Source organism: Clostridium sp. AM42-4, from assembly GCF_003480105.1.
In the GTDB taxonomy this organism is placed as follows: domain Bacteria; phylum Bacillota; class Clostridia; order Lachnospirales; family Lachnospiraceae; genus Brotaphodocola.
The window spans coordinates 57,103-83,083 of sequence record NZ_QUIK01000012.1 but is presented as its reverse complement, the minus strand read 5'-3'; the positions used below and the strand labels follow the sequence as shown (position 1 = coordinate 83,083).

The window sequence follows — 25,981 nt, the reverse complement described above, 5'->3', positions numbered from 1 at the left end:
TCTCAAAACGCATCGGTATCTTTCTGTTTCCGTTTCGGATTTGCCGGGAACCATCCTTTCTTCACCCGCTCCTCCTGCTCGAAAAGCTCCTTAATACTCCAGAGAAACGTCACGCCAAGTACTGCCACAATACTTCCTGCTGCTGTATTTGCAATCCGCAGAGAAAGTACCAGAAAAAAGATTCCAAGTATCAGAAAAACCGGCCATACCCGCTTACTGAAATAATATTCCGTCTTCACGACAACTCCGTGAAACGCTCCAATGATCAGAAATGTAAAAATTCCAACGAGCAATCCTCCGATATGCATGCTGACTTCCTCTTTCTTCCTAGTAATTGATTCATCTTACTAAAACAAAAATCCTATTTAGAATACCATACATCATTCCTGTTTTCCAGATAAATTTTGTTCCAACCAGTCTTTTCCGTACAGCAGTCTGGTAACCACCATGGAAGCTGCTGTATCTCCACTGGAGTTTACCAGTGTGGTTGCCGCATCGCACAGCTGTGACAGCATGATACAGATCGGTAACCCTTCTACCGGAAATCCAAACAGGGAAATGATTATGGTTTCCGCAATGGCTCCGCCTCCCGGTACGGAAGACATGGCTACGGAACTGCATACTGCCACAAAAAATGCAAATGCAATATCTGAAATTCCATTCAGTGGACGGTTAAACACATAGCACATTACCGTAATTTTGAAAATACTGCTCATGCAGGAACCATCCATATGGCAGGTTGCCCCATCGGGATCACAACCAAGCTGACTTCCCGCGGAACTCCGATCCGGTCGCATGCCTCCATCTGCCCCGGAATCGCTGCTGCAGAACTTCTGGTTCCCAGTGCAGTTAAAGCCGGAGTCAGAATGTTTTTAAAATACGCTTTTCCCCCCTTCGTTCCACCTGCAAAAAACGTATACAGCGTAAAGAACACCAGCATATACAAAAACAACATCGGGTAATACATGATGATCGCATGGAAATAGGTTCCCATAAGAGAAGATCCATAGGTACCGGTTAAATCTGCAAAATACGCAGCCAAACCAATCGGAGCTGCTTTCATCAGAATGCCGATCATTTTGTAAAATACGGATGCAATCTTAGTAAGACCTTCCGCAATTGGCTTTCCCTCATCCCCCATTGCGGAAACCGTACTTCCAAGAAATACCGCAAAGATGATCAGCGGGAGCACATGACTTCTGGAGAGAAGATCCGGAAAGTCGCTTACGGTAAACATTCCAACGATATGATCTCCAAAATTGATTTCTGACATGGCAGCATCACTGCTGTTTCCCAGAACGCAAGTGCAATCTCAAGAATGGTCTTTTTCTGTTCTTCCAGAAGCGGAATTGCTTTTTGAAGCCGCATTTGTTTCACATAATCAGACAGCCGGAAGCCGAACCATTGCCGAAACTGTCCGCTGAGATATGTTTTGTTATATCCCACATGTGCAGCCAGCTGGGTCAACGAAATGTTTTCCGTCAGATGTTCCCGGATATAGGCATCGATCTGGGGCATATACTGATTCCTGTTTCCGCCTCCCACATCTGCTGCTTTTTCTGTTTCCAGCCGTCCGTGTCGCTCCAAAAGATCAACAAATAAAAGGCACGCCAGGGATTCTGCCATTTTATACCGGACAGGAGTTTGTTTTTTGAAACATTCATAGATGTCCACGATCTACTCCCGGTACCTCATAAGGCAGTCTGATGTTTCTGCCGGTATATAAATAGCCTGCGTTTCTGATGTACCGTAAACGCCCCACTCCGTAAGCACTCTGGGATGAAGTTTCAGACTGAGCGTCCGGTTTTCCGCTTCCCTGGAAATGATAGAATGTCCGCAATCGGAAGGAAAAAAGAGCATGTCACCAGCCTTTAAATGGTATGATTTCTGACTGGCAAAATATTCCAGTTCACCGGAAAGGACCGCCATAAGTTCCAATTCTTCATGCCACAGATAACGATAAGAACTGCCTTTTATTACGCTGAGCTGTATACGTGTCTGCCCATTCGTTTCATATTTGAAATCGTATTTTTCCATTATCCTTCCTCCATACTCACAAATATATCATAAATCCAGATTTTTGTATTTTTCGGATCTTTTCTTTCATTTTTTCGATTATATCATGCTGCCTGAAATACCTCAATTTGTAATTTTTCACCCCACTTCCACGTTCTTGTAAAGCTGGTGTTCCCGCATGTGTGCCCAGAAATTTGGGGTTCTGAATTGAAAATCTCTGTCTTTGAACGCTAACTTGTAAATTTCGTTTTCTTCCTGTATAATTGGAAGAATCGTAACTGCCCCTGTTTTCGGCACGGGGCAAGTTCCATTTTATATGGAAAGGAGTTTTATATTTAATATGGCATTTGATGGAATCGTAATCGCGAACCTGGTTCATGATATCCGCAACAAACTGGAGGGCGGCAAGATCAACAAGATCGCCCAGCCGGAAAAAGATGAGCTTTTGTTCACGGTAAAAAATAATAAGGAAACCCTGCGTCTCTCTATTTCCGCCAGTGCAAGTCTGCCGCTGGTCTATTTTACAGAGACGAACAAGCCAAGTCCCCTGACCGCACCGAACTTCTGCATGCTGCTGCGCAAGCACATCGGAACCGGCCGCATCGTTGAGGTCTCCCAGCCGGGACTGGAGCGTATCATCGAACTGAAGATTGAGCACTTAGATGAGCTTGGCGACCTTCAGCGAAAACGCCTCATAGTGGAACTGATGGGCAAGCACAGCAATATCATCTTCTGCAAGGAAGACGGCACGATTTTAGACAGCATCAAACACGTTTCTGCGCAGGTCAGCTCTGTGCGCGAGGTACTGCCGGGCCGGATGTATTTCATCCCGCACACTACAGATAAAGAAGACCCGCTTACCATCTCTGAGGAAAGCTTTGTCCGTGTGATCGGTTCTACCCCTGCTCCGGTGCAGAAAGCCTTGTACCAGAAGCTCACCGGCATCAGCCCGATCATCGGCACGGAAATCTGCCACATGGCTTCTGTGGACGGCGACCGCTCTGCTAACGAGCTGACTCCGGCAGAACTGACCCATTTGTACCACATGTTCACACTGCTGATGGACGATGTCAAAACCGGAACCTTCACGCCAAACATCATCTACCGCGGCGAGGAGCCGGTGGAATTTGCCTCTGTCCCGCTGACCTGCTACGAATCCGGTGATTACCAGGAAAAGAAGTTTGACTCGATCAGCCATCTGTTAGACTGCTACTATTCCGAGAAAAACGCCGTTACCCGCATCCGCCAGAAATCGGTCGATCTCCGTAAGATCGTCCAGACTGCCTTAGAGCGGAACTACAAGAAATATGACCTGCAGGAAAAGCAGTTAAAGGATACGGAAAAGCGTGACAAATATAAGGTATACGGTGAACTGTTAAACACCTACGGATACGAATTAAAAGGCGGGGAAAAAGAACTGAAATGCCTGAATTACTACACCAATGAGGAAGTCAAAATTCCGTTGGACCCGCAGCTTTCCGCCCAGGAGAACTCCCAGAAATTCTTCGCCAAGTACAATAAATTAAAGCGTACTTACGAAGCGTTAAGCGACCTGACTTTGGAAACAAAACAGGAAATCGATCACCTGGAATCCATCAGCACGGCTCTGGATATCGCATTGAAAGAAGACGATCTGGTGCAGATCAAGGAAGAGCTGATGGAATTTGGCTTTGTGAAAAAGCGCCCGTACGGAGCGAAAAAGCCGAAGATCACCAGCCGCCCGTACCACTACCGCTCCACCGACGGCTTCGATATTTATGTTGGAAAAAACAACTACCAGAATGAGGAAGTTACCTTCAAGATTGCAAACGGCAACGACTGGTGGTTTCACGCCAAAGGCATTCCAGGATCCCATGTTGTGGTCCGCACCGAAGGAAAAGAGCTGCCGGACCGCACCTTTGAAGAAGCTGCTGCACTGGCTGCCTGGTACTCCAAAGGCCGGGACAACGATAAGGTCGAGATCGACTATATCCAGCGAAAACACGTGAAAAAAGCCGCCGGAGGCGCTCCTGGATTTGTCATTTACCATACCAATTACTCCCTGATGGCAGAGCCGAAGCTGGTGCTGCCAGAAGTGACCGGATAAAAACAGTTGCCAAAACCAATTTACGAGGTGATCCGCACCACATGAAAACAGGAAATTCTTTATCCCCAAGACGGCAAAAGCTGCTGGCCGACACCATCCGGGAGCTTGCGCACGAGGGAAGATTTTACGAAGAAAAAGCAGCCATGCAGCATGGCTGCACGACCATCTACCAGCATAGCATTCACGTTGCGTATGTCAGCCTCTTCCTCATGGAAAAATGGCACATTCCGCTGGATGAAATTTCCCTCGTAAAGGGCGCTCTGCTGCATGATTATTTTTTGTACGACTGGCACGAAAACGATGCATCGCACCGTCTCCACGGCTTTCATCATCCGAACACAGCGCTGCGAAATGCGCTTCGTGACTACAAGCTCAATAAGCGGGAGGAAAACATGATTGCACGCCACATGTTTCCGCTTACTCCCATTCCCCCAGGATGCAGGGAAGCCTGGCTGGTCTGCCTGGCAGACAAATGGTGCGCTATGAAAGAAACCCTGCGCCCGGCTTTCCACAAACTGCTTCGCTGATAGCAAAGTCAAAGCCCCATCTTTTTCATTTCTCAAAAGATGGGGTTTTCGTACGTCAATATTCCAGATAGGCACCTTTCATCGGGCTTGCCGCATGCTTGATGACTGCGCCTTCCGGTGCAAGCTTTCTCATTTCCTGACGGATCAGTTTCATAGCGCTCCTCCTGTTTTCATCTTTTCCACAAGCTTCCCATATACATGTTCTACAAACCATGGCTCTGTGGATTTTTTCAGAGCTTCTCCTGGTGCAAACCATGCCACACCACTGTTCTCATCCGCCTTTACCGAAACAGCTTCTTCAGAATCTGCTTCCAGCAGATAGGTTACATTCAGGTGCAGATGGCTGGATACATAACGTCCCTTTTTTACGTGTCCGTCTACCGTAAGGGACTCCAGGGAAAAAATTTCATCGGACACAGGGCGGACATTCGTGATTCCGGCTTCTTCCTTTACTTCCCGGACTGCAACGGCAAGCAGATCTGTCTCGCCATCTGCATGCCCGCCCAACCAGGACCAGGAGTTGTAAATATTGTGGTAGACCATCAGGACCTTATTCCGTTCTTTGTTCACCACCCAGGCCGAAGCCGTCATGTGCGCCACCGTATTTTCCCTTGAGAATGCATTTTCCTGTGTTTCAATCCAATTCAATATGAGCGCCTTATCCATCTCTTCCTGCTCATTGAAGGGTTGATATTTCTTTATTTTGCTAATCAATTCCTTTCGATCCATTCTTCAAACCTCTCCTCTACCATTCCAGTTTCAACTGCCGGTCGATCCAGCTTCTTTGTTCTGCCTCATGAATCACATCTCCCGGCATCGCATGTCCGATCAGAAACGGGGAGTTCGGATCATGTTTTTTCCTGTTTTCCCGTACCAGTGCCAGATTGGAATTGGCATAACAGTAACGGCACAGATGTGCACAGGTATCATAAGCTCCAATATCCGCGGTGATCATGCATCCGCAGTTCCGGTTTTTCAGGCTCTGATATTTCTTCGGCACATCCAGACTGGCATGCAACGCCGTCTCAAAGGTCTGGATCGTCATACAGCCCGAACAGTCAGCCCCATACGTTGTCAGTTCCGTTCCCTCAGCACAGGGTCTGACCGTCATTCCGTACTGCGCCGCAATCCGGATCAGTTCTTTTCCGATCGCGATCCGGTCTTTTTGGGGGACATTCCTGGCTTCCGGGAAATTCCGCTCTACTTTCCGGTAAAGATCAAGGAAGCTGATCACACAGGTTTTTGTGTAACCAGCCAGTGTCCTTGCCATCTTTTCGAATTCAGAGATATGCCATGCCACCGTGTGTTCCTCATCGAGAAAAACAGGATCGTACCGCCAGCCGATGCTGTCCACGCCCACGCATTCTGACAGTCGTTTGAAATCTTCCATCACGGCCTCTTTGCACGGTACATGCGGTTCAATGTCAGTTCCATAAGCCGTGATCGTTACAAACCAGTATTGCCCATATGGTTTTAATGCATCCATGTGCGGCAGCATCGGCGCCGGATTCTTTGTGCAGAACGCGATCAGATCGACCACATCCGGCGACAGGCTGTATCTTGTCACCTGGTTCTCGTTGTATGGGTTTCGTACCAGAACATATCCAGCGTTTAGCCGGTTGAAAAACCATTCGCTGTAAAATGCCGGAATGTCTGTTCTCATTCCAGTTTGTATAATCATAAGATGCCTCACAATTTCTCATATTTTTCAAACAAAATCTGGATATCCCGGATGCCGGACCACACGGAAAACAGCAGGATCCCGAATCCACCTGTATATAACCGGCTCTGCAAACGGCGCATTTTCTGACCTGTATCCACGGCTTGTCACCTTCTTTTCTTAAGTATCCTGACTCAGGGTTTCTATCGTTCCAAAAATCATTTCTTTGTAATTGCCCTGCTTCACATCCGTAAGTTCATAATTCTTTTTTATCACACGGGAAAGTCCCCAGAAAGACTGCAGTTCTTCCTCATGAATCGCATTGTAAAACAGCGTATGGTTCGCTGGGGAACAGCCCTTCGACCAGGACGGGATACCGTCAAAATCCATTCTCGCCACGATCAGCTGCGGAGTTTCGCAGGTATCCGGGTCTACATTGATCTCCACTGCATAAACCGGCCCGTTGATCCAGCCATTTTCCATGACTGGCCCGTCTTCCTTTCTCTGGAATAACAGAATAAAGCTCCAATAGATCCAGCCCTCCCAGGTAAGATCAGAGCTGTAGCGCATGAAGCGCTCCATCGGCATGTAGTACCGTTCTTCATCCAGCTCTGCCCTGCATTTTTTCATAAGCTTTTCAATATTTTTTAACGTCTGGAATACCACCAAAAACGCATTATGTATATTTTCACCCGAAGTCATAATACAACGTCTCCTCCACTTCCGTCTTGGACCATGTAAAGCCGTCAAAGGCCACAAATCCTTTTTCCGTAAGCAGCTGTTTCAAATCCCCGATCATCGTCTTTCCGTATGGGGTCACGACAGGTAGCTGGTCCAGACCAAGGAGAATATCCTGCCAGGAAAGATACGCAAGATGCACGTTCTGAAACACCGGCTTGGTGCAGTTTTCCGCATAAATCTGCTTCGCTTCTTCTGCATCTGCCACCAGAAGCAGGATCTTTTCCTTCTTCCTGCACCACTCATTCTGGAGCACCAACGCTTCTTTTTCCAACTGATCCTCTCCGGATAAACCGCTGCGGTATTTCACTTCAATCCCGATTCCAACATCGGAAAACGGGATAAATCCGTCAATCTCCACCAGCCCGTTTTCCGAACGTTTCCAGAATTCCAACGTAAATGCATCGTCTGTAAGCGTGTTCAAAATACGCATCACCTCAGGATCCCTGCTGACAGTATAATGCCGGAAAATCCACCCAAGGCCACGCTGAAACGGCATATAACGCATGGTTCCGAAAAAATTCCCAGTCAGCTCATCTTCCAGAACGGAAACCGTCTTATGATATAGTTCTGCGATCACATTATTTAACTCCTTTTTTCATCCTTTGTTTTCCGGTCCCAGCAGGTTTTCCGGTCAGCTTCTGTAATCTTGCGAACAACTTTACATGGATTTCCAACCGCTACAGAATCACTTGGAATATCTTTGACCACAACGCTTCCGCCGCCGATCACAACGTTATCCCCAATGGTGACACCCGGCATGACCTGAACGCCCGCTCCGATCCAGACATTGTTACCAACCGTGATCGGATACGCGTATTCCAGTCCCTGGTTACGGCGCTCCAGATCGATCGGATGCCCCGCCGTATAGAAGCCACAGTTCGGTGCGACAAATACATTATTCCCGAATGTAACTTTCGCGCAGTCCAGGATGACCATATTGTGGTTGGAATAAAAATTTTCGCCCAGCACAATGTTATAGCCATAATCACACCAGAACGGTGCTGTGATGCAGAAATTTTCGCCCATTTTTCCCAGAAGCTGAAGCAAAATCTCCCGCTGTTCTTCTTCCTGTGCCGGATGAAGCTGATTATACTGATGACACAGTTCCTTGGCATGGATACGTTCTGCCTTCAATGCTCCATCATAATTGGCATCATAAAGCATCTGATTTAACATTTTTTCTTTTTCGGTCATGTTTGTCTTCTCCTATCCTACCTGTATTCCAGTCATCTCGCTCTGCTTTTCCGCCGCTTCCTGCAGCCCGTCAAGTTCCTCCTGCAAATACTGGAAAAACAGTCCTGCATGATACCCATCTGCTACCGCATGTGCGATCAGAAGATTCACCGGCATCGTGATCTTGTCACCATTTTTTTCGTATTTTCCCATCGTAATGATCGGAAAAAATGCCGGGTCTGAACCGTTCGTTGTCCTGCTGCCGAGTGCAGTAAATGAGGTCCACGGCACACCGGAAATGCAGTAAAAGTTGGCTGGCTGTCCTGCCTTTGCCTTGATTCCTTTTTTGTCTTTATAAGTCTGCATATCCGTTATGATATCCCGGTAAAAGGTATCAAAATCACTGGAATAATCCGTCCAGCAATCGGAGAACGTTTTATCGTCCTCATGAAAAATCGTGTAGTTTGGAACCACCTGCTCCCAGACACAAAGGTGCCCATCTGCATCCCGGAACATGCGGAAATTTTCAATCCGGTTCACTACTTTTGTGACCAGATAGATTAGAGATGCATAAAATTTATAGCCGCATGAATGGCAAAAATCAAGCAGATTCTTCACATCGATAAGCGCTGTCATGTTGCACTCAACCTTCAGTTTTTCCGTATAATACTGGTAATGTTCCCGGCGCGCCCAGGTTTCCATATCGATTTTTTGATACGAAGTCATGACTTGTATTCCCCCTATCTTAATTCATCTACAGGCGGTTTTTCGCACCCCACACACAAAGCTGGTCCAACACCTTCATTAGCGACTTGCCCCGCTCCGAAAGAGAATATTCCACTTTCGGCGGGATCTGCGGATATTCCTTGCGCACGATCAGCTGGTCTGCTTCCAGCTCTTTTAAATTGCTGCTCAATGTCTTGTCTGTGATGTTTCCCAGATACCGCTTCATTTCATTAAAACGGACTGGTTCATATTCCATGAGACAGTACAGGATTACCATTTTGTGTTTGCCGCTGATCAGTGACATCGTGTAGCTAAACCCGGTATCCGCAAAATTCGCATGCTCAATATAACGTTCCATGCATCCCATCTTCACACTTCCTTTCAGGATAGTACCTGTCTTTCTTAACAGTACTTGTGTTTTTTACGTCGTCTGCTATCATTATAGGAGGATGACCATACGAAGTCAATCCATAAGAAGACTGGAGGGATTTTTCATGAAAAAAGATTTAGGAATCAAACCATATCTGTTTCCAATGCCGGTTCTGATGATCGCAACCTACGGCGAAAACGGCAGTGTTGATGTCATGAACATGGCATGGGGCGGCATCTGCGCAGCGAACATGGTTTCTTTAAACATCGATGAAGATCATAAAACTTCTGAAAATATCAAAAAGCACGGTGCTTTTACCTTAAGCATCGCGGATATCCCGCACATCGAAGCGGCTGATTTCTTCGGCATTGCCAGCGGCAACAAAATGGAAGATAAATTTGAGCGCAGCGGTCTGACTTCTGTCAAGAGCGAAAAGGTCGACGCCCCTGTCGTTCAGGAATTCCCGCTTACCCTGGAATGCCGTGTTGTAGAAGACAAAATGGAAGTCTACGGGCACCATGTGATCGGCGAGATCGTCGGCGTTCTGGCCGATGAATCGGTCCTGGATGAAAAAGGAAATGTGGACCCGACCAAGTTAAATGCTTTCGTATTCGACCAGTTCCAGAGCGGCTACTATGCCATCGGGGAAAAGGTTGGCCAGGCATGGCAGACCGGTGCTCCGCTGATGAAGAAATAATCGAGAAATAGATTGCAAAAGCCCGCTCAAAATTTGGCGGGCTTTTGCAATCCATTTTAATCCTTATACATTCTTTCAATCACACAAGTATGTGTCTTCGTATCTTTCTCATAATTAATCCCCACCAAAAGAAGATTTCCCTGATATTCTTTCAGTGCATCTACATAGTGTTTGTCTTTAATCTGGCTGATTGCACCTCTCGCGCTTTTATCCCATTTCAATTCCATAACGATTGCCGGTTTATCCAGATTCCAAAGAGCCTTTAATAATTTTCTGGAAGACTCAACTGGCGCTGTTACTTCAGCCCAGTCCATGGTACTGATTGCATTGATATATTCCTGGGAAACTTCTTTGTTAGGAATTGTAACCGTTTTATCCGGCCAGTGATAGCTCAGATATCCCAAATGGATCAGCAATGTTAAAACATCATCTTTCCCTTGAAAATTCGTCATATCATTTGAAAATGTTCCCGTATTGATCTGGACTCGTTCTCCTGCAAGCATACGGATTACCGAATCCTTGAGTCCGTCAAAATTCATCTTAATATATACTTTTAATGCCTCATATGTTTCTGTTTGATTCCAGTAGTTATCGAACACGCCACTGAGCATCGCGTCTACTACCGATTTCGGACTATACATCGCGTACGAAATTTTTTCTTCGCCGTTCACTGCTACCAGTTCATATCCATCATACCAGGCTTGCGTTTCCTCAAAATTTCGATGAAATCTTTCACACAGTGACGTTACTTCTTTCTCTGTAAAGCCGAAATATTCAGCCATCTCCCTTGGATTCGTCATGGAATATTCCGTAAACATATTCAATGCCGAATGAGAACCATATTTTTTTATTGGGAGAATCCCTGTCATATAAGCCAGCGCCACATAGTCTTTATCTTTCAGCCATGCACGTAAAAAATCCAGATACTTTTTCTGTGCATCTTTATTCTGTTTATACTCACGGAACAGACAATCCCATTCATCGATCAAAATCACAAACGGACATTTCGTATAACGGAATACATCCTTCATAACCTGAATCAGGTTCTTTTCATCCCGAAATTGTATTTCGTGAAAGGTTTCTTTAAAATCCGAAACCAGATAATTTTTAAGCATCTCAAGCATCTCTTCCATGGTTTCTGACATGCTTAAAAATTCCTGCATATTAATCTTGATCACGTCATATTGATTCAGATGTTCTTTATATGATTTTTCTTTACTGATTGCAAGACTCTGAAACAATTCTTCTGTATCTTCATTTCGGTCATAGTACGCGGCAAGTATATTGGCTGCCATAGACTTGCCAAATCTTCTTGGACGGCTTACACAGATGTATTTCTGCTCTGTACAAAGAGCTTCATTCGTCCTTGCGATCAATTCGCTTTTGTCCACATATATTTTTGAACGAAGACTGCCGCGAAATGAAAAACTGCCCGGATTCAGATAACTTCCCATGCAAATTTCTCCCATCAAAAACGCTTTTATCTGAGTTCATTATACTTGATTCCATTCAGAATCACAAGACAGGAAGCCTTTGTCTCAGACTTTTATTCCAGGCATTATTTTTCCCCAGACCTCTTTCTCAGATCAGATATCACAGTCATCTTTCTGCTCAGATCTACATTCACCAAAATCTTGATCAGCCAGACAAATACGACCAAGACCAGAAGTGGGATCACACAGGATGTGATCAACATGACTGCCACAGCCTCCACAAAACGGCTCAGGGAATGCTCTGCTTTCTGCAACAGCTCTTCTGTTGATAATGTTACATTTTCCACTGCACTCGTAACAGATTCTTTTGCACTGTTCAAGGCTCCCTTTGCCATTTCCCACAGATTACCGCTTCCTTCTTTTTGCTGCTTCTGTTCTGTTTTAGCATTTTGTTCAGGCTGGACTGCCGTTGTATCGGATTCTGACTGACTTTCCAGGATTTTCTGTGTTTTCCTAGCCTCGTCCAGCGTCAGATCGATCTGTGTATGATACGTATCATCAATCAGATCTGCCAGCTTTACGCTGGATGGAACTACCAGGAAAATACAAATTCCAAATACCAAAAGTTTTCTGGCAAGACATCGGATACTGTCGTTTTCAAAGAATTTATTTCCGGCAAACAGCAAACAGGCCAATGGAATAAAAATGTGAAACGCAGCATATCCAGTAATTGTCACCAAATATTTTTCCAAAAATATCGCGCAAAGTACAATCATCAGATAACCGCTTAAATCTGCTATTTTTTCCGCAATGGGTGTTGCCACATCACCAGGCAGCAGCGTGATTAGCGCAGAAGTTGCTGTTGCAGCTACCGTGAGTTCAAGAACCGTATCCTTTTTTTCGTCCAGCGAGGAAATTACTTCTTTATGATGTTCCGGGGCAGAGGCATACTTTGCTGCTACAGTAAACGATAAAACCGCAATCAGCAGCCAGACTGCAACTATGATCCACTTCTTTTTCTCATAAGTAAACGGCATCTTTTTTCTCCTTATGTATCAGTTTGTTGTTTCCTTTCCAACTATAAATTCCATACTTCCACCTGACTGGCTTCTGCTTTGCGAAACACAATATCACCCTGCAGCTGTTCCAGATCATAAGAACCGACAGACAATCCGCTTTCCACGGAAATCAGGTTATTTACATCCACGACAGAATTCACATGGTACAGCTCGTCACCACGCCGCACTCTGCGCAGCAATGCCTCGGAAGAAACACGGTAACGCCCCGGATTGCGGCCAAATGCTTTGTAAGCGGCGCGACTTCCTCGCACGCCTGTAACCTCGCTCCACTCTTTTCCTTCGATATCATTTTTTACCGCTGGAAGGATTTCATGATCCAGATAATTCCAAAATACGTCCGAAGATGCTTTTATTTCTGCGGTAGAATGAAGACAGCCAAGACGGATCTCCGGGTAAACCGAAAGTAAGGCAGGATCTATGTTTATCGTTCTATTCATACGTGTCACCTCTTACGAAATTTTTTGAAGAGCTATCTTTCATCCAGATAGCTCTTCAAAAAATACTCCGCCAGACTATTTGGCCGGATATTGGTTCTTGCTTCTTCCGGTGGAAACCACTTGCACCGGTCCACCTCCTGATTGATGTGCAGTTCTTCAGCATTGTCCACATAGGCAGTAAAATTGCACATCAGCGTGTTGGATGGCTCAAAGAAGCTGGTCCGGTTAAATTTCATATGGGAAACGTGAAGTCCCGTCTCCTCTCTCACCTCACGCACAACTGCATCTTCCTCGGCTTCGCCGCGGTTCACATAACCAGCCACCAAAATGTAAGTTAGCTTTCCATACTGCTGGATCAGCAGGATTTTCCCGGTTTTTTCATCCGTAACGATCATGCTGACCGCCACATTGTACATAGGGAAGCGGTATTGTTTGCACTTTGGACAATAGGGAACGATTCCTTCCCCGTCCAGTTCCTGTTCGGTCAGCTCTGAGCCGCATTCAAAACAATGTTTCTGAATCATTTCACACCTCTTTCTCCCATATCCATACATTCACATGTGCGTTATCGTTATTTCATAACCCAATATGTTAGAATCCCCATGGCAGATACGCTGCCACAACAGCGAGTATTACTGACGGCAGCATATTGGCCACACTCAGCTTCTTCCCCCAGATCAGGTTCACGCCGATACAAAAGATCCGTGCAGAACCAACCAGAAAACGCACACCCTTTTCCCATGGATGATGTCAAGACCGCAATGATGATAACCCCGCTCAATTCCGATCAGTTCCCCGATCACGGTCCCGATTGCCAGGCAAAGCACAAGCAGCATGGATTTGCCGCTGCTGATGATGGTTCCTAATCCTGTCATTGCTCCTCTTTCCTCACTCTTCCGCTTCTTTGCAAACATCCACCCAGTCGTTTGCACCAGCTACCTGTTCCAATTCCGGAATCGTCAGTTTTACCGCACTGTGGTCATTGCCTGCTGCCGGATAGACTACGTCAAACTGACGAAGGCTCTCATCCAGATACACTTCCACACCTTCCCTGATCCCAAACGGGCATACTCCGCCCGGCGCATGGCCCACATGCTGCTCTACTTCATCAAACGGGATCATCCTGGCCTTCATATGAAAGGTGTCCTTATATTTCCGGTTATCCACCTTTGCCGTTCCCTCTGTCAGGATCAGCACTGTTTTTTCTCCCTGCAAAAATGACATGGTCTTTGCGATCATGGCTGGCTGCACACCAAGTGCTTCTGCCGCCTCATGAACCGTTGCAGTGGAATCTTTTAATTCAATCACATGATCTAGAAAGCCTTTTGCCTCCAGATATGCTTTTGCTTTTTCCAGTGACATGACTGCTTCCTCCTGTGTTTCCATCATATATCTGACAATCCTGTTGCATTCACTTCAAACTGATTATGTTCCTATATCCTGTCCCCGCACCTACAGCACCATCAGCAGCGTTCCCGCTCCGATCAGGACACACCCGATCATGGATTTCATTGTAAAGGATTCGTGCAAAAATACAAATGCGAGAACCAACGTAATGATCACGCTCAGTTTATCAACCGGCACCACTTTGGATGCCTCCCCGATCTGCAGTGCCCGATAATAACAAAGCCAGGACGCCCCGGTTGCAAGTCCGGAAAGAATCAAAAACAGCCAGCTCTTTTTGCTGATCTCGGAAATACCGCTCTGGGTATGTGTCAGAAAAACCATTCCCCATGCCATCACAACAACCACCATAGTCCGGATCGCTGTTGCAAGGTTGGAATTCACGCCATCAATGCCGACTTTCGCAAGAATGGATGTAAGTGCCGCAAATACTGCCGATAATAATGCGAATAAAAACCACATAACGCATTTCTCCTCATATGTTCAACTCCGAAAATAATATAATGAAAGCCGCCGCATATCCAACGTGCGGCGGCTTTCTGCCAATATATCTTATTTGTGCTTCGGTACCATAACTTCCATACCGCCCATATACGGCTGCAGCACCTTCGGGATCTTGACAGTACCGTCTGCCTGCAGGTTGTTCTCCAGGAATGCGATCAGCATACGCGGCGGAGCAACTACGGTGTTGTTTAAGGTATGAGCGAAGTACTTTCCGTCCGGTCCGTCTACGCGGATCTTTAAGCGGCGTGCCTGTGCGTCTCCTAAGTTGGAGCAGGAACCTACCTCGAAGTACTTCTTCTGACGCGGAGACCATGCCTCTACGTCACAGGATTTTACCTTTAAGTCTGCCAGGTCACCAGAGCAGCACTCCAGGGTACGAACCGGGATGTCCATGGAACGGAACAGATCTACGGTGTTCTGCCATAATTTGTCGTACCACATCTTGGACTCATCCGGCTTGCAGACAACAATCATCTCCTGCTTCTCGAACTGGTGGATACGGTATACACCGCGCTCCTCAATGCCGTGGGCACCTTTCTCCTTACGGAAGCATGGGGAATAGCTGGTTAAGGTCTTCGGAAGCTGGTCTTCCGGGGTAATGGTGTCGATGAACTTACCGATCATGGAGTGCTCACTGGTACCGATCAGGTACAGGTCCTCACCCTCGATCTTGTACATCATAGCATCCATCTCTGCGAAGGACATAACGCCGGTTACCACGTTGCTGCGGATCATGAATGGCGGGATGCAGTAAGTGAAGCCACGGTCGATCATGAAGTCACGAGCGTAGGAAATGACTGCGGAATGAAGTCTTGCGATATCGCCCATCAGGTAGTAGAAGCCGTTTCCTGCTACTTTACCTGCTGCGTCTAAGTCGATGCCGTCAAAGGTCTTCATGATGTCGGTATGATACGGAATCTCAAAATCCGGTACGAACGGATCGCCGAATTTTTCGATCTCTACGTTCTGGCTGTCATCTTTACCGATCGGTACGCTCGGATCGATGATGTTCGGAATGGTCATCATGATCTTTAATACCTTTGCCTCCAGCTCGGTCTCCTGAGCCTCCAGCTCTGCCAGGCGTGCTGCGTTTGCTGCTACCTGAGCCTTAACCTCTTCTGCCTCTTCCTTCTTGCCCTGGCCCATTAACTGGCCGATCTGCTTGGAGAGCTTGTTGCGGGATGCACGAAGGCTGTCTGCCTCTGCCTTTGCTGCACGGTTCTTCGCATCCAGCTCGATCACCTCGTCCACCAGCGGAAGCTTCTCAAACTGGAACTTGTTTTCGATATTTTTCTTTACGATGTCCGGATTCTCACGGACAAACTTTAAATCTAACATCTCTTCCTCCTGTATACGTTTCTGTTTTCCTAACCGTAAAATACATACTCTGTACTTCCAATATGCCCGGAAAGCAAAAATGTAGTATAATCAAAATCGATTATACTACACTTTTTTCTGAATGGAAAGACTCTATTTTATTTTAGCACTTAGTCTAACTCGTAAACATCGCCGTATTTTGCTTCGAAGGATTCTTTATCAGCCGGTACTTCGATCTCGCTGCTGATGATCTTCTCTTTCACTTCGTTTACTGCCTCGATGACATCGTCTGCGATCAGATCCTGGCTCGGTGCGATATCTACACCGCCTGCTGCCAGGTCATAGGTGTGAACACTGCTCTCCAGGGTTCCGTTTACTAAAGACTCGATGGTATCAAATACAGCGTTGTCTACACGCTTCATAGCAGAGGTCAGGACGGTATCCGGGGAGATGCTGGACTGGTCGCTGTCTACGCCGATCGCATAAACACCAGCCTCGTGACAAGCCTCGATCACGCCAAGACCGGTTGCTGCTGCTGCGTGGAAGATGACATCTGCACCGTTGGTGATTGCAGTATTTGCCATGGTCTTACCAGTTGCTGCATCTGCAAAGGAGTTTGCGTTGAACTGCTGGATGGTTACATCCGGGTTCGCATCCAGGGCACCTGCACAGTAACCGTAACCAAACTGGTTCATGGTCTCGTTTGCCATACCTGCTACATAACCGATGTTGTTGGTCTTGGTGGTCTTACCTGCTACAAAACCAGCCAGGTAGGAAGCCTGCTCTGCGCGGAACATCAGGCAGGTAACGTTCGGAAGGTCGATGGTTGCGTCATCTACGATCGCAAACTTGATATCCGGGTTCTGCTCTGCTGCGGTTCTGGTTGCATCTGCAAGCATGTAACCGATGCTGATGATCAGGTCATACTCCTCATCTGCGAAGGTCTCCAGGTTCGGTGCGTAGTCTGCATCGGTGCTGGACTCTAAGTAGTTTACGGTTACGCCAAGCTCTTTTGCTGCACGCTCCATACCTTCCCATGCGGTCTGGTTGAAAGAACCATCGTTTACACCGCCGACATCGGTAACCAGACCGATCTTTAAATCGGATGCGTCTACTGCTGCGGAACCGCTTTCTGCGGTGTTGCTGTCTGCACTGTTGCTGTCTGCTGCTTTGGTGTCTGCTGCACCGGTGCTGCTGTTAGAACCGCCGCATGCCACAAGAGACATGCACATTGCTGCTGCCATCATAAGAGCTGTAATTCTTCTTTTCATAATGTCCTCCAATATAATAATTTTCACGGTCTCAGAATAACCTTATAGTTTATAACACAAATCAATGCGCTTGGAAAGGACACATGTCACTTTTTCATTATTTTTTTATATATACGAGAGCCTGACGCGTTTCATTTTTCACGGACATATTGACAAATAAAATCTGCTTTCGCAGTTCTGGAGACTTCACGGGAGCGGATGGTGCTGTCGATAACCAGAAGCTTCATATTCTTATCGTCCTTTCTTTTTGGATCCAACTATATCATCCTTTTGCATAGAAAATCACCCTTTGTTCCTAATTCCAATTTCAAGGAATTATGCATCTTCGTCAATTCGTTCAATCTTAAATACATTGAGTGTATCCACATCCGGACAGGCAAACAAAGCAGTTCCCTCTTTCTGCCCTGGAATGTTTCCGCCGTACCGCAGGATATCAACATACGGAAACGCTACATGCATCGCCATAGGGCACAGATTGCCTCTTTCCGTGTCAAAATCATAGGAATCACCAATCTTATGCCCTCTGTGGCAGCCAACGGTACCTTTTTGATCAATCAGGGTAATTCGGATCTTTGGTCTTTTCATCAATCAATCTCCTCCAGACATGTCTCAATCGGTATTCCTTTGTATTTATCTGCGTTCCCGGCATTCTTCACGATCATATTTTTTACCGTCGTCATGGCACGCTCTGTGGCATCGCGCAGGCTGCATCCAGCTAATATCTTACCCATGAAAACGGCCGAGAAAATATCTCCTGTGCCAGGAAATCTTACCGGAATCTCCTCAAAATCAATCTGAAAATATTCCTTCGTCTTATCATCATAACCGAACACACATTTTTGTTCTGAACCTTTGATCTTTGCACTTGTGATCACAATGGATTTTGCACCCAGGCGTTTCAGTTCATCGATGATATCCTTTAATTCTGCCTCTGTGGCACCCTCTTCATGGTACTCAGAACCGGCGAGATATGCAGCTTCCGTATAATTAGGAACCGTGTAATCGGAAACCGAGATTAATTTCCGCATAAGCGCAACCGTTTCCTGCGTAATGCCATTGTAAAGCTTTCCCTCATCACCCATGATCGGGTCGGTAAATATGGTAATGCCCGCTGCAGATTCTTCCCTGCAGAATTCCGTGATCAGCTCCGTTTGTTCTTTGGAAACAATAAAGCCAGTTGATATGGCATCGAACTCAAAATTCAGCTGTTTCCATACGTCAAGCGTATTTTTCATGTATTCTGTGGTATCGAGAATATCAAATTTACCATAGTCCAGCGTGTTCGAAACGATAGCCGTAGGAAGGCTGAATATCTCATATTTCATATGAGAAAGCACCGGAATCATTGCAGATAATGCGACTTTTCCGTAGCCTGCCAGGTCATTGATCAGCAAGAGTTTGTTATTCATCATTTGTACCTCATTTTCGTGTTTTTTGACAGATCTTTAAGAGTTTCAAAAGGCCCCGTCAGATATTTTTCTAATGTAACAATTAAGTAGAAAAACAGAATAATATCGTTAACGCAACGAACAAGGACCGAAAGTTCCTGCTCCGCCATACGGCGGAGCGGGAGCTTTCGACCCTTTCATGTTTCCTGTATCAAATTATTATTTTATTTCAGCTTATCCAGAATCGAATCCCCAATGGTTCCTTCCGGCATCTTTACACCGAAATCGTCGGCAATGGTTGCTCCGATGATCGCAAAGGTATCGGTCTCCGGAAGCTCGCCGCTCTCCTTGCACGCCTTAGAATATGCCAGAAACGGCACTTTCTCGCGGGTGTGATCGGTTCCGGTGTAGGTCGGATCATTTCCGTGGTCTGCCGTGATGATGAGGAGATCATCTTCCCGCAGCGTATCCAGAAGTAAGCCAAGATTTACATCGAACTTTTCAATCTCCTGTGCGTAGCCGGACGGATTTCTGCGGTGTCCCCACAGGGCATCGAAGTCAACCAGGTTCACGAAGCACAAACCATGGAAATCTTTCTTTGCCACATCGATGGTCTGCTCCATGCCGTGAACAGAGCTCTTGGACTTGTAGGCCTCAGTGATACCCTCGCCCACAAAGATGTCGTTGATCTTTCCAATAGAAATGACATCATAACCGGCACTTTTAAGCGCATTCAAAGCAGTCGGACCGAATGGCTTTAACGCATAGTCGTGGCGGTTGCTGGTGCGCTTGAATTCGCCCTTTTTCTTTCCTATATATGGTCTGGCGATGACGCGGCCAACCTTCCACTCATCCTTCATGGTCAGCTCCCGGGCGATCTCACAGCAGCGATAAAGTTCATCAAGGCCAAATGTCTCCTCATTGCCGCAGATCTGAAGCACAGAGTCTGCAGAGGTGTACACGATCATATGGCCGGTTGCGATTTCCTCTTCACCAAGCTCGTCTAAGATTTCGGTGCCGCTGGCGCTCTTATTGCCGATGACTTTATGTCCGGTGCGCTCCTCCAGCTCTTTGATCAGCTCCGGTGGGAATCCGGTCTCGGTGAAGGTCTGGAATGGTTTGGTCACTTCCAGGCCCATCATCTCCCAGTGTCCGGTCATGGTATCCTTGCCGCGGCTCTTTTCACGCAGTTTTCCATAATAGCCCAGCGGCTTCTCCACTGGTGCGACCTGCTTTAACGGGATGATGTTTGCCATCCCCAGTTTCTGAAGGTTTGGAATCTGAAAGGTTTTCACGGATTCGGAAATATGCCCCAGGGTGTTCACCCCGATATCACCAAAATCTGCGGAATCCGGCATAGCTCCCACTCCAAGGGAATCCATGACTACTACAAATACCCGTTTAAACTTTTCCATGTAATTCTCCTTAATTTTATTTCAGATTATCCGGCCCGAATCCAAGAGGCAGCAGCTCTTTTAAAGTATAGATCTCATACTGCTCTTTGGAGACTGCCAGAATGATCTGGAATTCTTCCGGGTTACAGAACTCCATCATAACCTGGCGGCAGACGCCGCATGGAGCTGTGATTTCTTTTAATTCTTTATTGGCGCCACCGACTACGCAGATGGCATCAAACTCCCGCACGCCTTCACTCACGGCCTTGAAAAATGCGGTGCGCTCTGCGCAGTTGCTTGGCGTATAACCGGCATTTTCAATGTTGCAGCCACCGTAAACGGTGCCGTTTTTCGCCAGCAGTGCAGCTCCCACATGGAAGTGGGAATACGGCACATAAGAGTAATCCATCATGCTGATGGCCTTTTCGATCAGGGCTTCAATCTGATCCTTTTCCAGTTTCTTCATGATTTGCTTAACACTCCTTGGGAGGATTCCCTATTTCGGATTTCCTCACTTTCTTTATCCATGCGCCCACTCAGGCAGACAGATTTTTTAGTATCCGGTTGCCTCTTCCTGCTTTACCAGCTTGATGATGCGGCTGGTTCCCAGTCTGTCAGCACCCAGGGAAAGGAATTTTTCTGCGTCATCCAGAGATGAGATGCCGCCTGCTGCTTTCATCTTTACATTCGGCCCGATGTGCTCGGAGAAGAGCTTAATATCGTCGAAGGTTGCTCCTGCTTTGGAGAAACCGGTGGAGGTCTTGATGTAATCTGCTCCTGCCTTTGTCACTACTTCGCACATGCGGATCTTCTCCTCGTCGGTCAGAAGACAGGTCTCAATGATGACCTTTAATACCTTGGAGCCGCATGCTTTTTTCAGGGTGCGGATTTCTTCTTCGATGCAGTCAAACTTTCCGTCTTTTGCCCAGCCGATGTTGATGACCATATCGATCTCGTCTGCCCCGTTTGCGAGTGCATCTTTCGTCTCAAACTCTTTTGCTGCGGTGGTCATATAGCCGTTCGGGAAGCCAATGACGGTGCAGACTGCCATCTTGTCCTGCACATACTCCTTCGCCTGCTTTACATAGGACGGCGGAATGCAGACGGAAGCAGTTCCGTAAGCAACCGCGTCATCGCAGATCTGCCTGATCTCAGCCCAGGTTGCAGTCTGGGTTAAGAGTGTGTGGTCCACATGTTTGATAATATCTTTTACATCCATTGTATGAATCCCCTTTCTTTTCTATCACATATTACAGTCAGAAGCAGATTGTCCCGGCACATGCCAGATTCTCCATGTTCTGCTTCTGCATTTCTGTTTTTTGCAATATTGTTATGCCAGTTCCAGCGCGATCTCCATCATCTTGTGGAAACCAAGCTGCCGGTCTTCGGCGCTTAAATGCTCGTTGGTGTAGAGATGATCGGAAATCGTGAGCATGCAGAGTGCCTTCTTGCCCGCCTTTGCCGCATTCATGTAAAGCGCTGCTGCTTCCATTTCCACAGCCAGCACGCCCATGCCGCGCCACAGGTCATTGACATTGCCCATCGCGTTGTAGAATACGTCGGAGGAAAGCACGTTTCCGATTACAACGTTTGTGCCCTGGCGCTTTGCAGTTTCCACTGCCCGGCTTAACAGCTCATAGTCTGCGATCGGTGCAAAGGTTCCCGGCAGTCCATACTGGTAAGCATAGTTGGAATCGGTGCAGGCACCCATGCCGATGACAACGTCCATCAGCTTCATATTATCCTGCAGGGCCCCTGCGGAACCGATACGGATCACCTGGTCTACATCATAAAAGTTAAACAGCTCGTAGGAATAGATTCCGATGGACGGCATTCCCATACCGCCTCCCATAACAGAAATCTCTTTTCCCTTGTAGGTTCCGGTATAACCAAACATATTCCGGACCCCGTTTACCTGCCTTGCATTTTCCAGATACGTCTCTGCAATGTACTTTGCGCGCAGCGGATCGCCCGGCATCAGTACGGTTTTGGCGAAATCGCCGAGTTTTGCACTATTGTGCGCAGTTGGTGTGTTCGTCATAATAAATCCCCTTTCCTTCTCCTGTTTTCCAGATAGTGGGACACATCGGACTGCCTTTCGCGCCAGACCCGTCTGCCCCTATTTCTATTTAGATTATTACAGGCCTGTATATAAGTCTTGCTTCCTATATACAGACCTGGCTAAAATTTATTTCGACTTTACAAAGATCTTTCCGTTTGCTGCCGGAGTATGTGCCTTACCGACAAACAGTACCAGTGCCACGATGGTTACCACGTACGGGATCATGGAAATTAAGTTCGGAGATACCATGTTGCTCTGCGCTGCCAGGGATTTGATACCGCTGCACAGACCAAAGAGCAGGCATGCCTTAGTTGCTCCTCCCGGGGAGAACTTACCGAAGATAACCGCTGCGATCGCGATAAAGCCCTGTCCTACGATAACACTCGGACGGAACTGGTTGATGGTTGCCAGGGTTACGAAAGCACCGCCGAGACCTGCCAGGAATCCAGAAAGGATCACGCAGGTGTAACGGACCTTGTAAACGTCGATACCCAGAGACTCACATGCCTCCGGATGCTCTCCGACTGCTCTTAAGTGTGCACCGAATTTGGTCTTGTAGAATACGAACCAGCACACAAATGCCAGAACAAATACCAGATAAGCAACCGCATATACATTCAATACGTTGTTCCAGAAGGAACCGGTCGGGAACACGCCCTCAAACAGCTTCGGGAGCTTGCAGCTCGGATCCATGGCCGGTGTATCGGATGAGTTGTTGTACATTGCCTTACAGAGGAACAGCGCCAGGCCAGGTCCTAAGAAGTTGATCGCCGTACCGGCGATAGTCTGGTCTGCATGGCAGGAAATACATGCGTAAGCATGGATCAGTCCGAACAATGCGCCTGCCAGACCTGCACACAGAAATGCGATCCAGCCGTTTCCGGTGGTCAGTCCCATAACAGCACCGGTGAAGGCGCCGATGGTCATCATACCCTCAATACCGATGTTAACAACTCCGCTTCGCTCAGAGAAGCAGGAGCCAAGAGCCGCAAGAAGAAGCGGCGGAGTCGCGATCAGGGTCGCGTTGATCAGAAGACCAAGGTCTTTTATAATTTCATTCATCTTACTTTGCCTCCTTCTTCTTTGCTGTCTTCAGGACAAAATACTTAAATACATGGGCGATCGCGATCAGTAAAACAACGCAGCCCATGATGATGTCTATGACCTCAGACGGTGCTTTTACGATACTAAGCTTGGATCCGCCGTATTTCATGGCACCGTAGAACAGACCGGAGAAGATGCAGCCGATCGGGTTTGAGGAACCGATCAGGGCAACGGTGATACCCTCGAAACCAAAGCCCTCCTGACCAGCGAACTGGCTCAAACGGCCGGACATGCCAAGTACCTGAACTGCTCCGCCAAGACCGGATAACAGACCGGAAATACCAAGTGCAGTCAGAATGGATCTGTTTGCATCGATGCCGCCGTACTCTGCAGCGCTGCTGTTAAAGCCTACGGCTTTCAGCTTATAGCCAAGGGTGGTCTTCTCGATGATGATCCAGATCACAATTGCTGCAACGACAGCCAGGACAAAGCCCCAGTGTGCACTGGTACAGCCAAGTGCGTTTCTCATGCCTTCCGGAAGAAGGAGTCTCGCGGAAGCTGCGATATCCTGGGTTGCCTCAGTCTTATCGCGGTGGATGAACGGCAGGTTTACCATGTAGTTGGACAGATAGAATGCGATCCAGTTAAACATGATAAAGGAAAGTACCTCGTGGATGCCGCGTTTTACTTTCAAGACGCCTACGATCAGAGACCAGATGCAGCCTGCAGCTGCCGCTGCCACCAGACATACGATCGCATGGATGCCTGCCGGAAGCTTTAACACAATTCCCAGAATGCAGGCTACCAGGCCGCCGATAACGAACTGGCCCTCAGCGCCGATGTTGAACACACCGGTACGGAACGAGAAAGCTACACTTAAACCAGTGAAGATCAGCGGTGCTGCGTAAACCAGGGTCCATACCAGGTACTTCGGCTTACTGAAAATACTGCTAAAAAGCTTTCCGTAAGCGACTGCCGGGCTGATGCCCGCAATCGTCAAGAAGATGGCTCCTACCAAAAAGCCAATGATAATTGCAATGATGGTGTAGAGTACATTGCATTCCAGAATACTTTTCTTTTTATTCATTTGTCTTTTTTCCTCCTGCCATCATAAATCCGAGCTCCTTCTCGTCTGCATTCTTACCAGGAACACTTCCGGTGATCTGGCCATCGAAGATAACCTCGATCCGGTCGGAAAGGCTCATGATCTCATCCAGCTCGAAGGATACCAGCAATACTGCACGGTTTTTATTTCTCTGCTCTACCAGATACTTATGAACAAACTCGATCGCTCCGACATCCAGGCCACGGGTCGGGTTTACCGCGATTAAAAGATCCTTATCGTTCGTTACCTCGCGGGCAATGATGACCTTCTGCTGGTTACCGCCGGACAGGGTGCCGGATGGTGCCTCGGCACAGCCGCGCGGGCGGACATCGAATTTCTCGATCAGACCAAGTGCATGCTCCTTGATGGCTTTGCGGTCCAGAATTCCATGTTTGGAAAATGGTGCTTCCTCGAAGTGCTGCAGGATCAGGTTATCCTCGTTGGAGAATTCCAGAACCAGACCATGCTTCTGGCGGTCAGCCGGAATACTGGAAATACCGTTTGCAAAGGTCTCCTTCGGGCTCTTGTTGAAGACATCTTTTCCAAGCATGGTAACGGTGCCGGACTCAGCCTTGCGAAGGCCGGTCAAAATCTCGACAAGCTCGGTCTGTCCATTTCCATCGACACCGGCCAGTCCTACGATCTCGCCTTTTCTTACATCTAAGTTAAAGCCTTTTAAGATTTCCACATCGCGGTAATCCTTTGCGTGCAGGTTTTCTACATGCAGGACAACCTCGCCTGCTTCCTGGTCTTTTTTGTCGACCTTAAAGTTAACGTCTCGTCCTACCATCATGGCAGCCAGGGCATTCTCATCGACATCGGCTACTTTTACAGTCTGGATGTATTTACCCTGACGGATAATGGTACAGTTATCGGAGGATGCGGTGATCTCCTTTAACTTATGAGTGATCAGGATGACACTCTTTCCGTCTGCAGTCAGGTTGGAGATGATCTCCATAAGGCCCTCGATTTCCTGCGGGGTCAGGGACGCAGTCGGCTCATCCAGGATCAGGGTCTGCGCACCGCGGTACAATACCTTCAGGATCTCCACACGCTGCTGCATACCTACGGAAATATCTTCTACCTTTGCGTCCGGGTCTACCTTCATGCCATAACGCTCGGACAGCTCCAGCACTTTTTTCTTTGCAGTTTCCTTGTCAATACTTAAGCCCTTAACCGGCTCCATACCCAGAATAATATTCTCGGTTACGGTGAATGGCTGGATCAGCATGAAATGCTGGTGTACCATACCGATACCGATGTCGATCGCATCCTTCGGGCTGTTGAAGTGAACTTCTTTTTCATTGATAAAGATCTGTCCACTGGTTGGTTTGTACAGTCCGCAGAGTACGTTCATCATGGTACTCTTTCCGGCTCCGTTCTCACCTAAGATCGCGTGCACCTCTCCTTTGTGCACGGTCAGGTTGATGTGGTCATTCGCCGTAAAGTCGCCGAATTTCTTGACGATGTCTTTCATCTGAATTACGACTTTACTTTCATCCATATGGCTCGTTCTTGCCACGGCTTGGTCCCTCCTGTTTCTTTTA

At 47.3% G+C, this 25,981-nt stretch carries 33 protein-coding genes and 1 pseudogene; 3 read left to right on the top strand and 31 right to left on the bottom strand.

The window, feature by feature from the left end; translation table 11 throughout:
• Window positions 1-2: 2 nt before the first annotated feature.
• The 4 genes and pseudogenes from DW922_RS11025 to DW922_RS11005 form a co-directional block, all read right to left on the bottom strand.
• Window positions 3-308 (bottom strand): DUF4491 family protein, encoded by a 306-nt coding sequence (locus tag DW922_RS11025; protein ID WP_118540877.1) that lies wholly within the window; start codon window positions 306-308, stop codon window positions 3-5.
• Window positions 309-380: 72 nt separating this feature from the next.
• A pseudogene (locus tag DW922_RS18075) lies at window positions 381-1,237 on the bottom strand (cation:dicarboxylase symporter family transporter).
• On the bottom strand, window positions 1,225-1,674 hold the full coding sequence (locus DW922_RS11010) for an AraC family transcriptional regulator (protein WP_118726563.1): 450 nt from the start codon (window positions 1,672-1,674) through the stop codon (window positions 1,225-1,227). Before DW922_RS11010 ends, DW922_RS18075 begins: the two are co-directional and overlap by 13 nt.
• Window positions 1,675-1,677: 3 nt before the next feature.
• Window positions 1,678-2,037, bottom strand: a complete 360-nt coding sequence (locus DW922_RS11005) for a cupin domain-containing protein (RefSeq protein WP_118726562.1) — start codon at window positions 2,035-2,037, stop codon at window positions 1,678-1,680.
• 319 nt (window positions 2,038-2,356) lie between these two features.
• On the opposite strand from DW922_RS11005, the gene DW922_RS11000 reads away from it, so the two are divergent.
• Both DW922_RS11000 and DW922_RS10995 read left to right on the top strand, forming a co-directional pair.
• Complete coding sequence (locus tag DW922_RS11000; protein WP_118720036.1) at window positions 2,357-4,102, top strand: NFACT RNA binding domain-containing protein; 1,746 nt, start codon at window positions 2,357-2,359, stop codon at window positions 4,100-4,102.
• 41 nt (window positions 4,103-4,143) lie between these two features.
• The gene (locus DW922_RS10995) at window positions 4,144-4,629 is read left to right on the top strand and encodes an HD domain-containing protein (protein ID WP_118726561.1); all 486 of its coding nucleotides are present in this window, start codon (window positions 4,144-4,146) and stop codon (window positions 4,627-4,629) included.
• A 150-nt stretch (window positions 4,630-4,779) separates the two neighbouring features.
• On the opposite strand, the gene DW922_RS10990 is transcribed toward DW922_RS10995, so the two are convergent.
• From DW922_RS10990 to DW922_RS10960, 7 genes are all read right to left on the bottom strand, one after another.
• Window positions 4,780-5,358, bottom strand: a complete 579-nt coding sequence (locus DW922_RS10990) for an NUDIX hydrolase (protein WP_118726560.1) — start codon at window positions 5,356-5,358, stop codon at window positions 4,780-4,782.
• A 16-nt stretch (window positions 5,359-5,374) separates the two neighbouring features.
• Window positions 5,375-6,310, bottom strand: coding sequence for a DUF1848 domain-containing protein (locus tag DW922_RS10985; RefSeq protein WP_118726559.1), 936 nt, complete (start codon window positions 6,308-6,310; stop codon window positions 5,375-5,377).
• Between the two features lie 159 nt (window positions 6,311-6,469).
• Entirely contained in the window at window positions 6,470-6,991 is a 522-nt protein-coding gene (locus DW922_RS10980) for a hypothetical protein (RefSeq protein ID WP_118726558.1), read from the bottom strand.
• Entirely contained in the window at window positions 6,978-7,607 is a 630-nt protein-coding gene (locus DW922_RS10975) for a hypothetical protein (protein ID WP_118720028.1), read from the bottom strand. Before DW922_RS10975 ends, DW922_RS10980 begins: the two co-directional genes overlap by 14 nt.
• A gap of 5 nt (window positions 7,608-7,612) precedes the next feature.
• Window positions 7,613-8,224, bottom strand: coding sequence for a sugar O-acetyltransferase (locus tag DW922_RS10970; RefSeq protein ID WP_118726557.1), 612 nt, complete (start codon window positions 8,222-8,224; stop codon window positions 7,613-7,615).
• Between the two features lie 12 nt (window positions 8,225-8,236).
• Window positions 8,237-8,929 (bottom strand): chloramphenicol acetyltransferase, encoded by a 693-nt coding sequence (locus DW922_RS10965; protein WP_118726556.1) that lies wholly within the window; start codon window positions 8,927-8,929, stop codon window positions 8,237-8,239.
• 28 nt (window positions 8,930-8,957) lie between these two features.
• Window positions 8,958-9,287, bottom strand: a complete 330-nt coding sequence (locus DW922_RS10960) for a helix-turn-helix domain-containing protein (RefSeq protein WP_118541219.1) — start codon at window positions 9,285-9,287, stop codon at window positions 8,958-8,960.
• Between the two features lie 136 nt (window positions 9,288-9,423).
• Here DW922_RS10960 and DW922_RS10955 point away from each other — a divergent pair, with 136 nt between their 5' ends.
• Window positions 9,424-9,996 (top strand): flavin reductase family protein, encoded by a 573-nt coding sequence (locus tag DW922_RS10955; RefSeq protein ID WP_118707920.1) that lies wholly within the window; start codon window positions 9,424-9,426, stop codon window positions 9,994-9,996.
• Between the two features lie 56 nt (window positions 9,997-10,052).
• Here DW922_RS10955 and DW922_RS10950 read toward each other — a convergent pair whose 3' ends face one another.
• From DW922_RS10950 to DW922_RS10865, 20 genes are all read right to left on the bottom strand, one after another.
• Window positions 10,053-11,450 carry an AAA family ATPase gene (locus DW922_RS10950; RefSeq protein ID WP_118726555.1) on the bottom strand — a complete coding sequence of 466 codons (1,398 nt, stop codon included), beginning with the start codon at window positions 11,448-11,450 and terminating at the stop codon, window positions 10,053-10,055.
• A 104-nt stretch (window positions 11,451-11,554) separates the two neighbouring features.
• On the bottom strand, window positions 11,555-12,466 hold the full coding sequence (locus DW922_RS10945; protein WP_118726554.1) for a hypothetical protein: 912 nt from the start codon (window positions 12,464-12,466) through the stop codon (window positions 11,555-11,557).
• A gap of 41 nt (window positions 12,467-12,507) precedes the next feature.
• Window positions 12,508-12,945 carry a phenylalanine--tRNA ligase beta subunit-related protein gene (locus DW922_RS10940; RefSeq protein ID WP_118726553.1) on the bottom strand — a complete coding sequence of 146 codons (438 nt, stop codon included), beginning with the start codon at window positions 12,943-12,945 and terminating at the stop codon, window positions 12,508-12,510.
• Window positions 12,946-12,977: 32 nt separating this feature from the next.
• Window positions 12,978-13,469 (bottom strand): NUDIX domain-containing protein, encoded by a 492-nt coding sequence (locus DW922_RS10935; protein WP_118726552.1) that lies wholly within the window; start codon window positions 13,467-13,469, stop codon window positions 12,978-12,980.
• 67 nt (window positions 13,470-13,536) lie between these two features.
• Entirely contained in the window at window positions 13,537-13,632 is a 96-nt protein-coding gene (locus DW922_RS18070) for a hypothetical protein (RefSeq protein WP_243032182.1), read from the bottom strand.
• Window positions 13,629-13,820 (bottom strand): hypothetical protein, encoded by a 192-nt coding sequence (locus DW922_RS18065; RefSeq protein ID WP_243032178.1) that lies wholly within the window; start codon window positions 13,818-13,820, stop codon window positions 13,629-13,631. The genes DW922_RS18070 and DW922_RS18065 overlap by 4 nt, the downstream gene beginning before the upstream one ends.
• 13 nt (window positions 13,821-13,833) lie before the next feature.
• The gene (locus tag DW922_RS10925) at window positions 13,834-14,334 is read right to left on the bottom strand and encodes a YbaK/EbsC family protein (RefSeq protein ID WP_347560308.1); all 501 of its coding nucleotides are present in this window, start codon (window positions 14,332-14,334) and stop codon (window positions 13,834-13,836) included.
• Window positions 14,335-14,397: 63 nt separating this feature from the next.
• A complete protein-coding gene (locus tag DW922_RS10920) occupies window positions 14,398-14,811 on the bottom strand; it encodes an EamA family transporter (RefSeq protein ID WP_118540916.1) in 414 nt (137 codons plus the stop codon).
• 90 nt (window positions 14,812-14,901) lie between these two features.
• A complete protein-coding gene (gene serS, locus DW922_RS10915) occupies window positions 14,902-16,191 on the bottom strand; it encodes a serine--tRNA ligase (protein ID WP_118540918.1) in 1,290 nt (429 codons plus the stop codon).
• Between the two features lie 149 nt (window positions 16,192-16,340).
• Entirely contained in the window at window positions 16,341-17,441 is a 1,101-nt protein-coding gene (locus DW922_RS10910) for a BMP family ABC transporter substrate-binding protein (RefSeq protein ID WP_118540920.1), read from the bottom strand.
• Between the two features lie 131 nt (window positions 17,442-17,572).
• On the bottom strand, window positions 17,573-17,698 hold the full coding sequence (locus DW922_RS18310) for a hypothetical protein (protein ID WP_279220622.1): 126 nt from the start codon (window positions 17,696-17,698) through the stop codon (window positions 17,573-17,575).
• Window positions 17,699-17,756: 58 nt separating this feature from the next.
• A complete protein-coding gene (locus DW922_RS10905; RefSeq protein ID WP_118540922.1) occupies window positions 17,757-18,026 on the bottom strand; it encodes a TIGR04076 family protein in 270 nt (89 codons plus the stop codon).
• Window positions 18,026-18,853, bottom strand: coding sequence for a pyridoxamine kinase (locus tag DW922_RS10900; RefSeq protein WP_347560038.1), 828 nt, complete (start codon window positions 18,851-18,853; stop codon window positions 18,026-18,028). The genes DW922_RS10905 and DW922_RS10900 overlap by 1 nt, the downstream gene beginning before the upstream one ends.
• 200 nt (window positions 18,854-19,053) lie before the next feature.
• Window positions 19,054-20,244 carry a phosphopentomutase gene (locus tag DW922_RS10895; protein WP_118726550.1) on the bottom strand — a complete coding sequence of 397 codons (1,191 nt, stop codon included), beginning with the start codon at window positions 20,242-20,244 and terminating at the stop codon, window positions 19,054-19,056.
• A 16-nt stretch (window positions 20,245-20,260) separates the two neighbouring features.
• On the bottom strand, window positions 20,261-20,689 hold the full coding sequence (locus DW922_RS10890; protein WP_347560039.1) for a cytidine deaminase: 429 nt from the start codon (window positions 20,687-20,689) through the stop codon (window positions 20,261-20,263).
• A gap of 87 nt (window positions 20,690-20,776) precedes the next feature.
• Entirely contained in the window at window positions 20,777-21,442 is a 666-nt protein-coding gene (deoC, locus tag DW922_RS10885) for a deoxyribose-phosphate aldolase (RefSeq protein ID WP_118726549.1), read from the bottom strand.
• A 111-nt stretch (window positions 21,443-21,553) separates the two neighbouring features.
• Window positions 21,554-22,264 carry a purine-nucleoside phosphorylase gene (gene deoD / locus DW922_RS10880; RefSeq protein WP_118726548.1) on the bottom strand — a complete coding sequence of 237 codons (711 nt, stop codon included), beginning with the start codon at window positions 22,262-22,264 and terminating at the stop codon, window positions 21,554-21,556.
• Between the two features lie 147 nt (window positions 22,265-22,411).
• Window positions 22,412-23,347, bottom strand: a complete 936-nt coding sequence (locus tag DW922_RS10875) for an ABC transporter permease (RefSeq protein ID WP_118540939.1) — start codon at window positions 23,345-23,347, stop codon at window positions 22,412-22,414.
• 1 nt (window position 23,348) lies between these two features.
• Entirely contained in the window at window positions 23,349-24,416 is a 1,068-nt protein-coding gene (locus DW922_RS10870) for an ABC transporter permease (RefSeq protein ID WP_118726547.1), read from the bottom strand.
• Complete coding sequence (locus tag DW922_RS10865) at window positions 24,409-25,956, bottom strand: ABC transporter ATP-binding protein (RefSeq protein ID WP_347560307.1); 1,548 nt, start codon at window positions 25,954-25,956, stop codon at window positions 24,409-24,411. The genes DW922_RS10870 and DW922_RS10865 overlap by 8 nt, the downstream gene beginning before the upstream one ends.
• Window positions 25,957-25,981 lie beyond the last annotated feature (25 nt).

Excerpts from the sequence above, each read along its gene's own strand:
- DW922_RS10995 (WP_118726561.1), top strand. The coding sequence starts at position 4,144 with ATGAAAACAGGAAATTCTTTATCCCCAAGACGGCAAAAGCTGCTGGCC.
- DW922_RS10945 (WP_118726554.1), bottom strand. The coding sequence starts at position 12,466 with ATGCCGTTTACTTATGAGAAAAAGAAGTGGATCATAGTTGCAGTCTGG.
- DW922_RS10920 (WP_118540916.1), bottom strand. The coding sequence starts at position 14,811 with ATGTGGTTTTTATTCGCATTATTATCGGCAGTATTTGCGGCACTTACA.
- DW922_RS10965 (WP_118726556.1), bottom strand. The coding sequence starts at position 8,929 with ATGACTTCGTATCAAAAAATCGATATGGAAACCTGGGCGCGCCGGGAA.
- DW922_RS10985 (WP_118726559.1), bottom strand. The coding sequence starts at position 6,310 with ATGATTATACAAACTGGAATGAGAACAGACATTCCGGCATTTTACAGC.
- deoC (WP_118726549.1), bottom strand. The coding sequence starts at position 21,442 with ATGGATGTAAAAGATATTATCAAACATGTGGACCACACACTCTTAACC.
- DW922_RS10870 (WP_118726547.1), bottom strand. The coding sequence starts at position 24,416 with ATGAATAAAAAGAAAAGTATTCTGGAATGCAATGTACTCTACACCATC.
- deoD (WP_118726548.1), bottom strand. The coding sequence starts at position 22,264 with ATGACGAACACACCAACTGCGCACAATAGTGCAAAACTCGGCGATTTC.
- DW922_RS10960 (WP_118541219.1), bottom strand. The coding sequence starts at position 9,287 with ATGGAACGTTATATTGAGCATGCGAATTTTGCGGATACCGGGTTTAGC.
- DW922_RS11005 (WP_118726562.1), bottom strand. The coding sequence starts at position 2,037 with ATGGAAAAATACGATTTCAAATATGAAACGAATGGGCAGACACGTATA.
- DW922_RS10955 (WP_118707920.1), top strand. The coding sequence starts at position 9,424 with ATGAAAAAAGATTTAGGAATCAAACCATATCTGTTTCCAATGCCGGTT.
- serS (WP_118540918.1), bottom strand. The coding sequence starts at position 16,191 with ATGTTAGATTTAAAGTTTGTCCGTGAGAATCCGGACATCGTAAAGAAA.
- DW922_RS10875 (WP_118540939.1), bottom strand. The coding sequence starts at position 23,347 with ATGAATGAAATTATAAAAGACCTTGGTCTTCTGATCAACGCGACCCTG.
- DW922_RS10950 (WP_118726555.1), bottom strand. The coding sequence starts at position 11,450 with ATGGGAAGTTATCTGAATCCGGGCAGTTTTTCATTTCGCGGCAGTCTT.
- DW922_RS10970 (WP_118726557.1), bottom strand. The coding sequence starts at position 8,224 with ATGACCGAAAAAGAAAAAATGTTAAATCAGATGCTTTATGATGCCAAT.
- DW922_RS10940 (WP_118726553.1), bottom strand. The coding sequence starts at position 12,945 with ATGAATAGAACGATAAACATAGATCCTGCCTTACTTTCGGTTTACCCG.
- DW922_RS10895 (WP_118726550.1), bottom strand. The coding sequence starts at position 20,244 with ATGGAAAAGTTTAAACGGGTATTTGTAGTAGTCATGGATTCCCTTGGA.
- DW922_RS10900 (WP_347560038.1), bottom strand. The coding sequence starts at position 18,853 with ATGATGAATAACAAACTCTTGCTGATCAATGACCTGGCAGGCTACGGA.
- DW922_RS10905 (WP_118540922.1), bottom strand. The coding sequence starts at position 18,026 with ATGAAAAGACCAAAGATCCGAATTACCCTGATTGATCAAAAAGGTACC.
- DW922_RS11000 (WP_118720036.1), top strand. The coding sequence starts at position 2,357 with ATGGCATTTGATGGAATCGTAATCGCGAACCTGGTTCATGATATCCGC.
- DW922_RS11025 (WP_118540877.1), bottom strand. The coding sequence starts at position 308 with ATGCATATCGGAGGATTGCTCGTTGGAATTTTTACATTTCTGATCATT.
- DW922_RS10935 (WP_118726552.1), bottom strand. The coding sequence starts at position 13,469 with ATGATTCAGAAACATTGTTTTGAATGCGGCTCAGAGCTGACCGAACAG.
- DW922_RS10910 (WP_118540920.1), bottom strand. The coding sequence starts at position 17,441 with ATGAAAAGAAGAATTACAGCTCTTATGATGGCAGCAGCAATGTGCATG.
- DW922_RS10890 (WP_347560039.1), bottom strand. The coding sequence starts at position 20,689 with ATGAAGAAACTGGAAAAGGATCAGATTGAAGCCCTGATCGAAAAGGCC.
- DW922_RS18065 (WP_243032178.1), bottom strand. The coding sequence starts at position 13,820 with ATGACAGGATTAGGAACCATCATCAGCAGCGGCAAATCCATGCTGCTT.
- DW922_RS10980 (WP_118726558.1), bottom strand. The coding sequence starts at position 6,991 with ATGACTTCGGGTGAAAATATACATAATGCGTTTTTGGTGGTATTCCAG.
- DW922_RS10990 (WP_118726560.1), bottom strand. The coding sequence starts at position 5,358 with ATGGATCGAAAGGAATTGATTAGCAAAATAAAGAAATATCAACCCTTC.
- DW922_RS10925 (WP_347560308.1), bottom strand. The coding sequence starts at position 14,334 with ATGATGGAAACACAGGAGGAAGCAGTCATGTCACTGGAAAAAGCAAAA.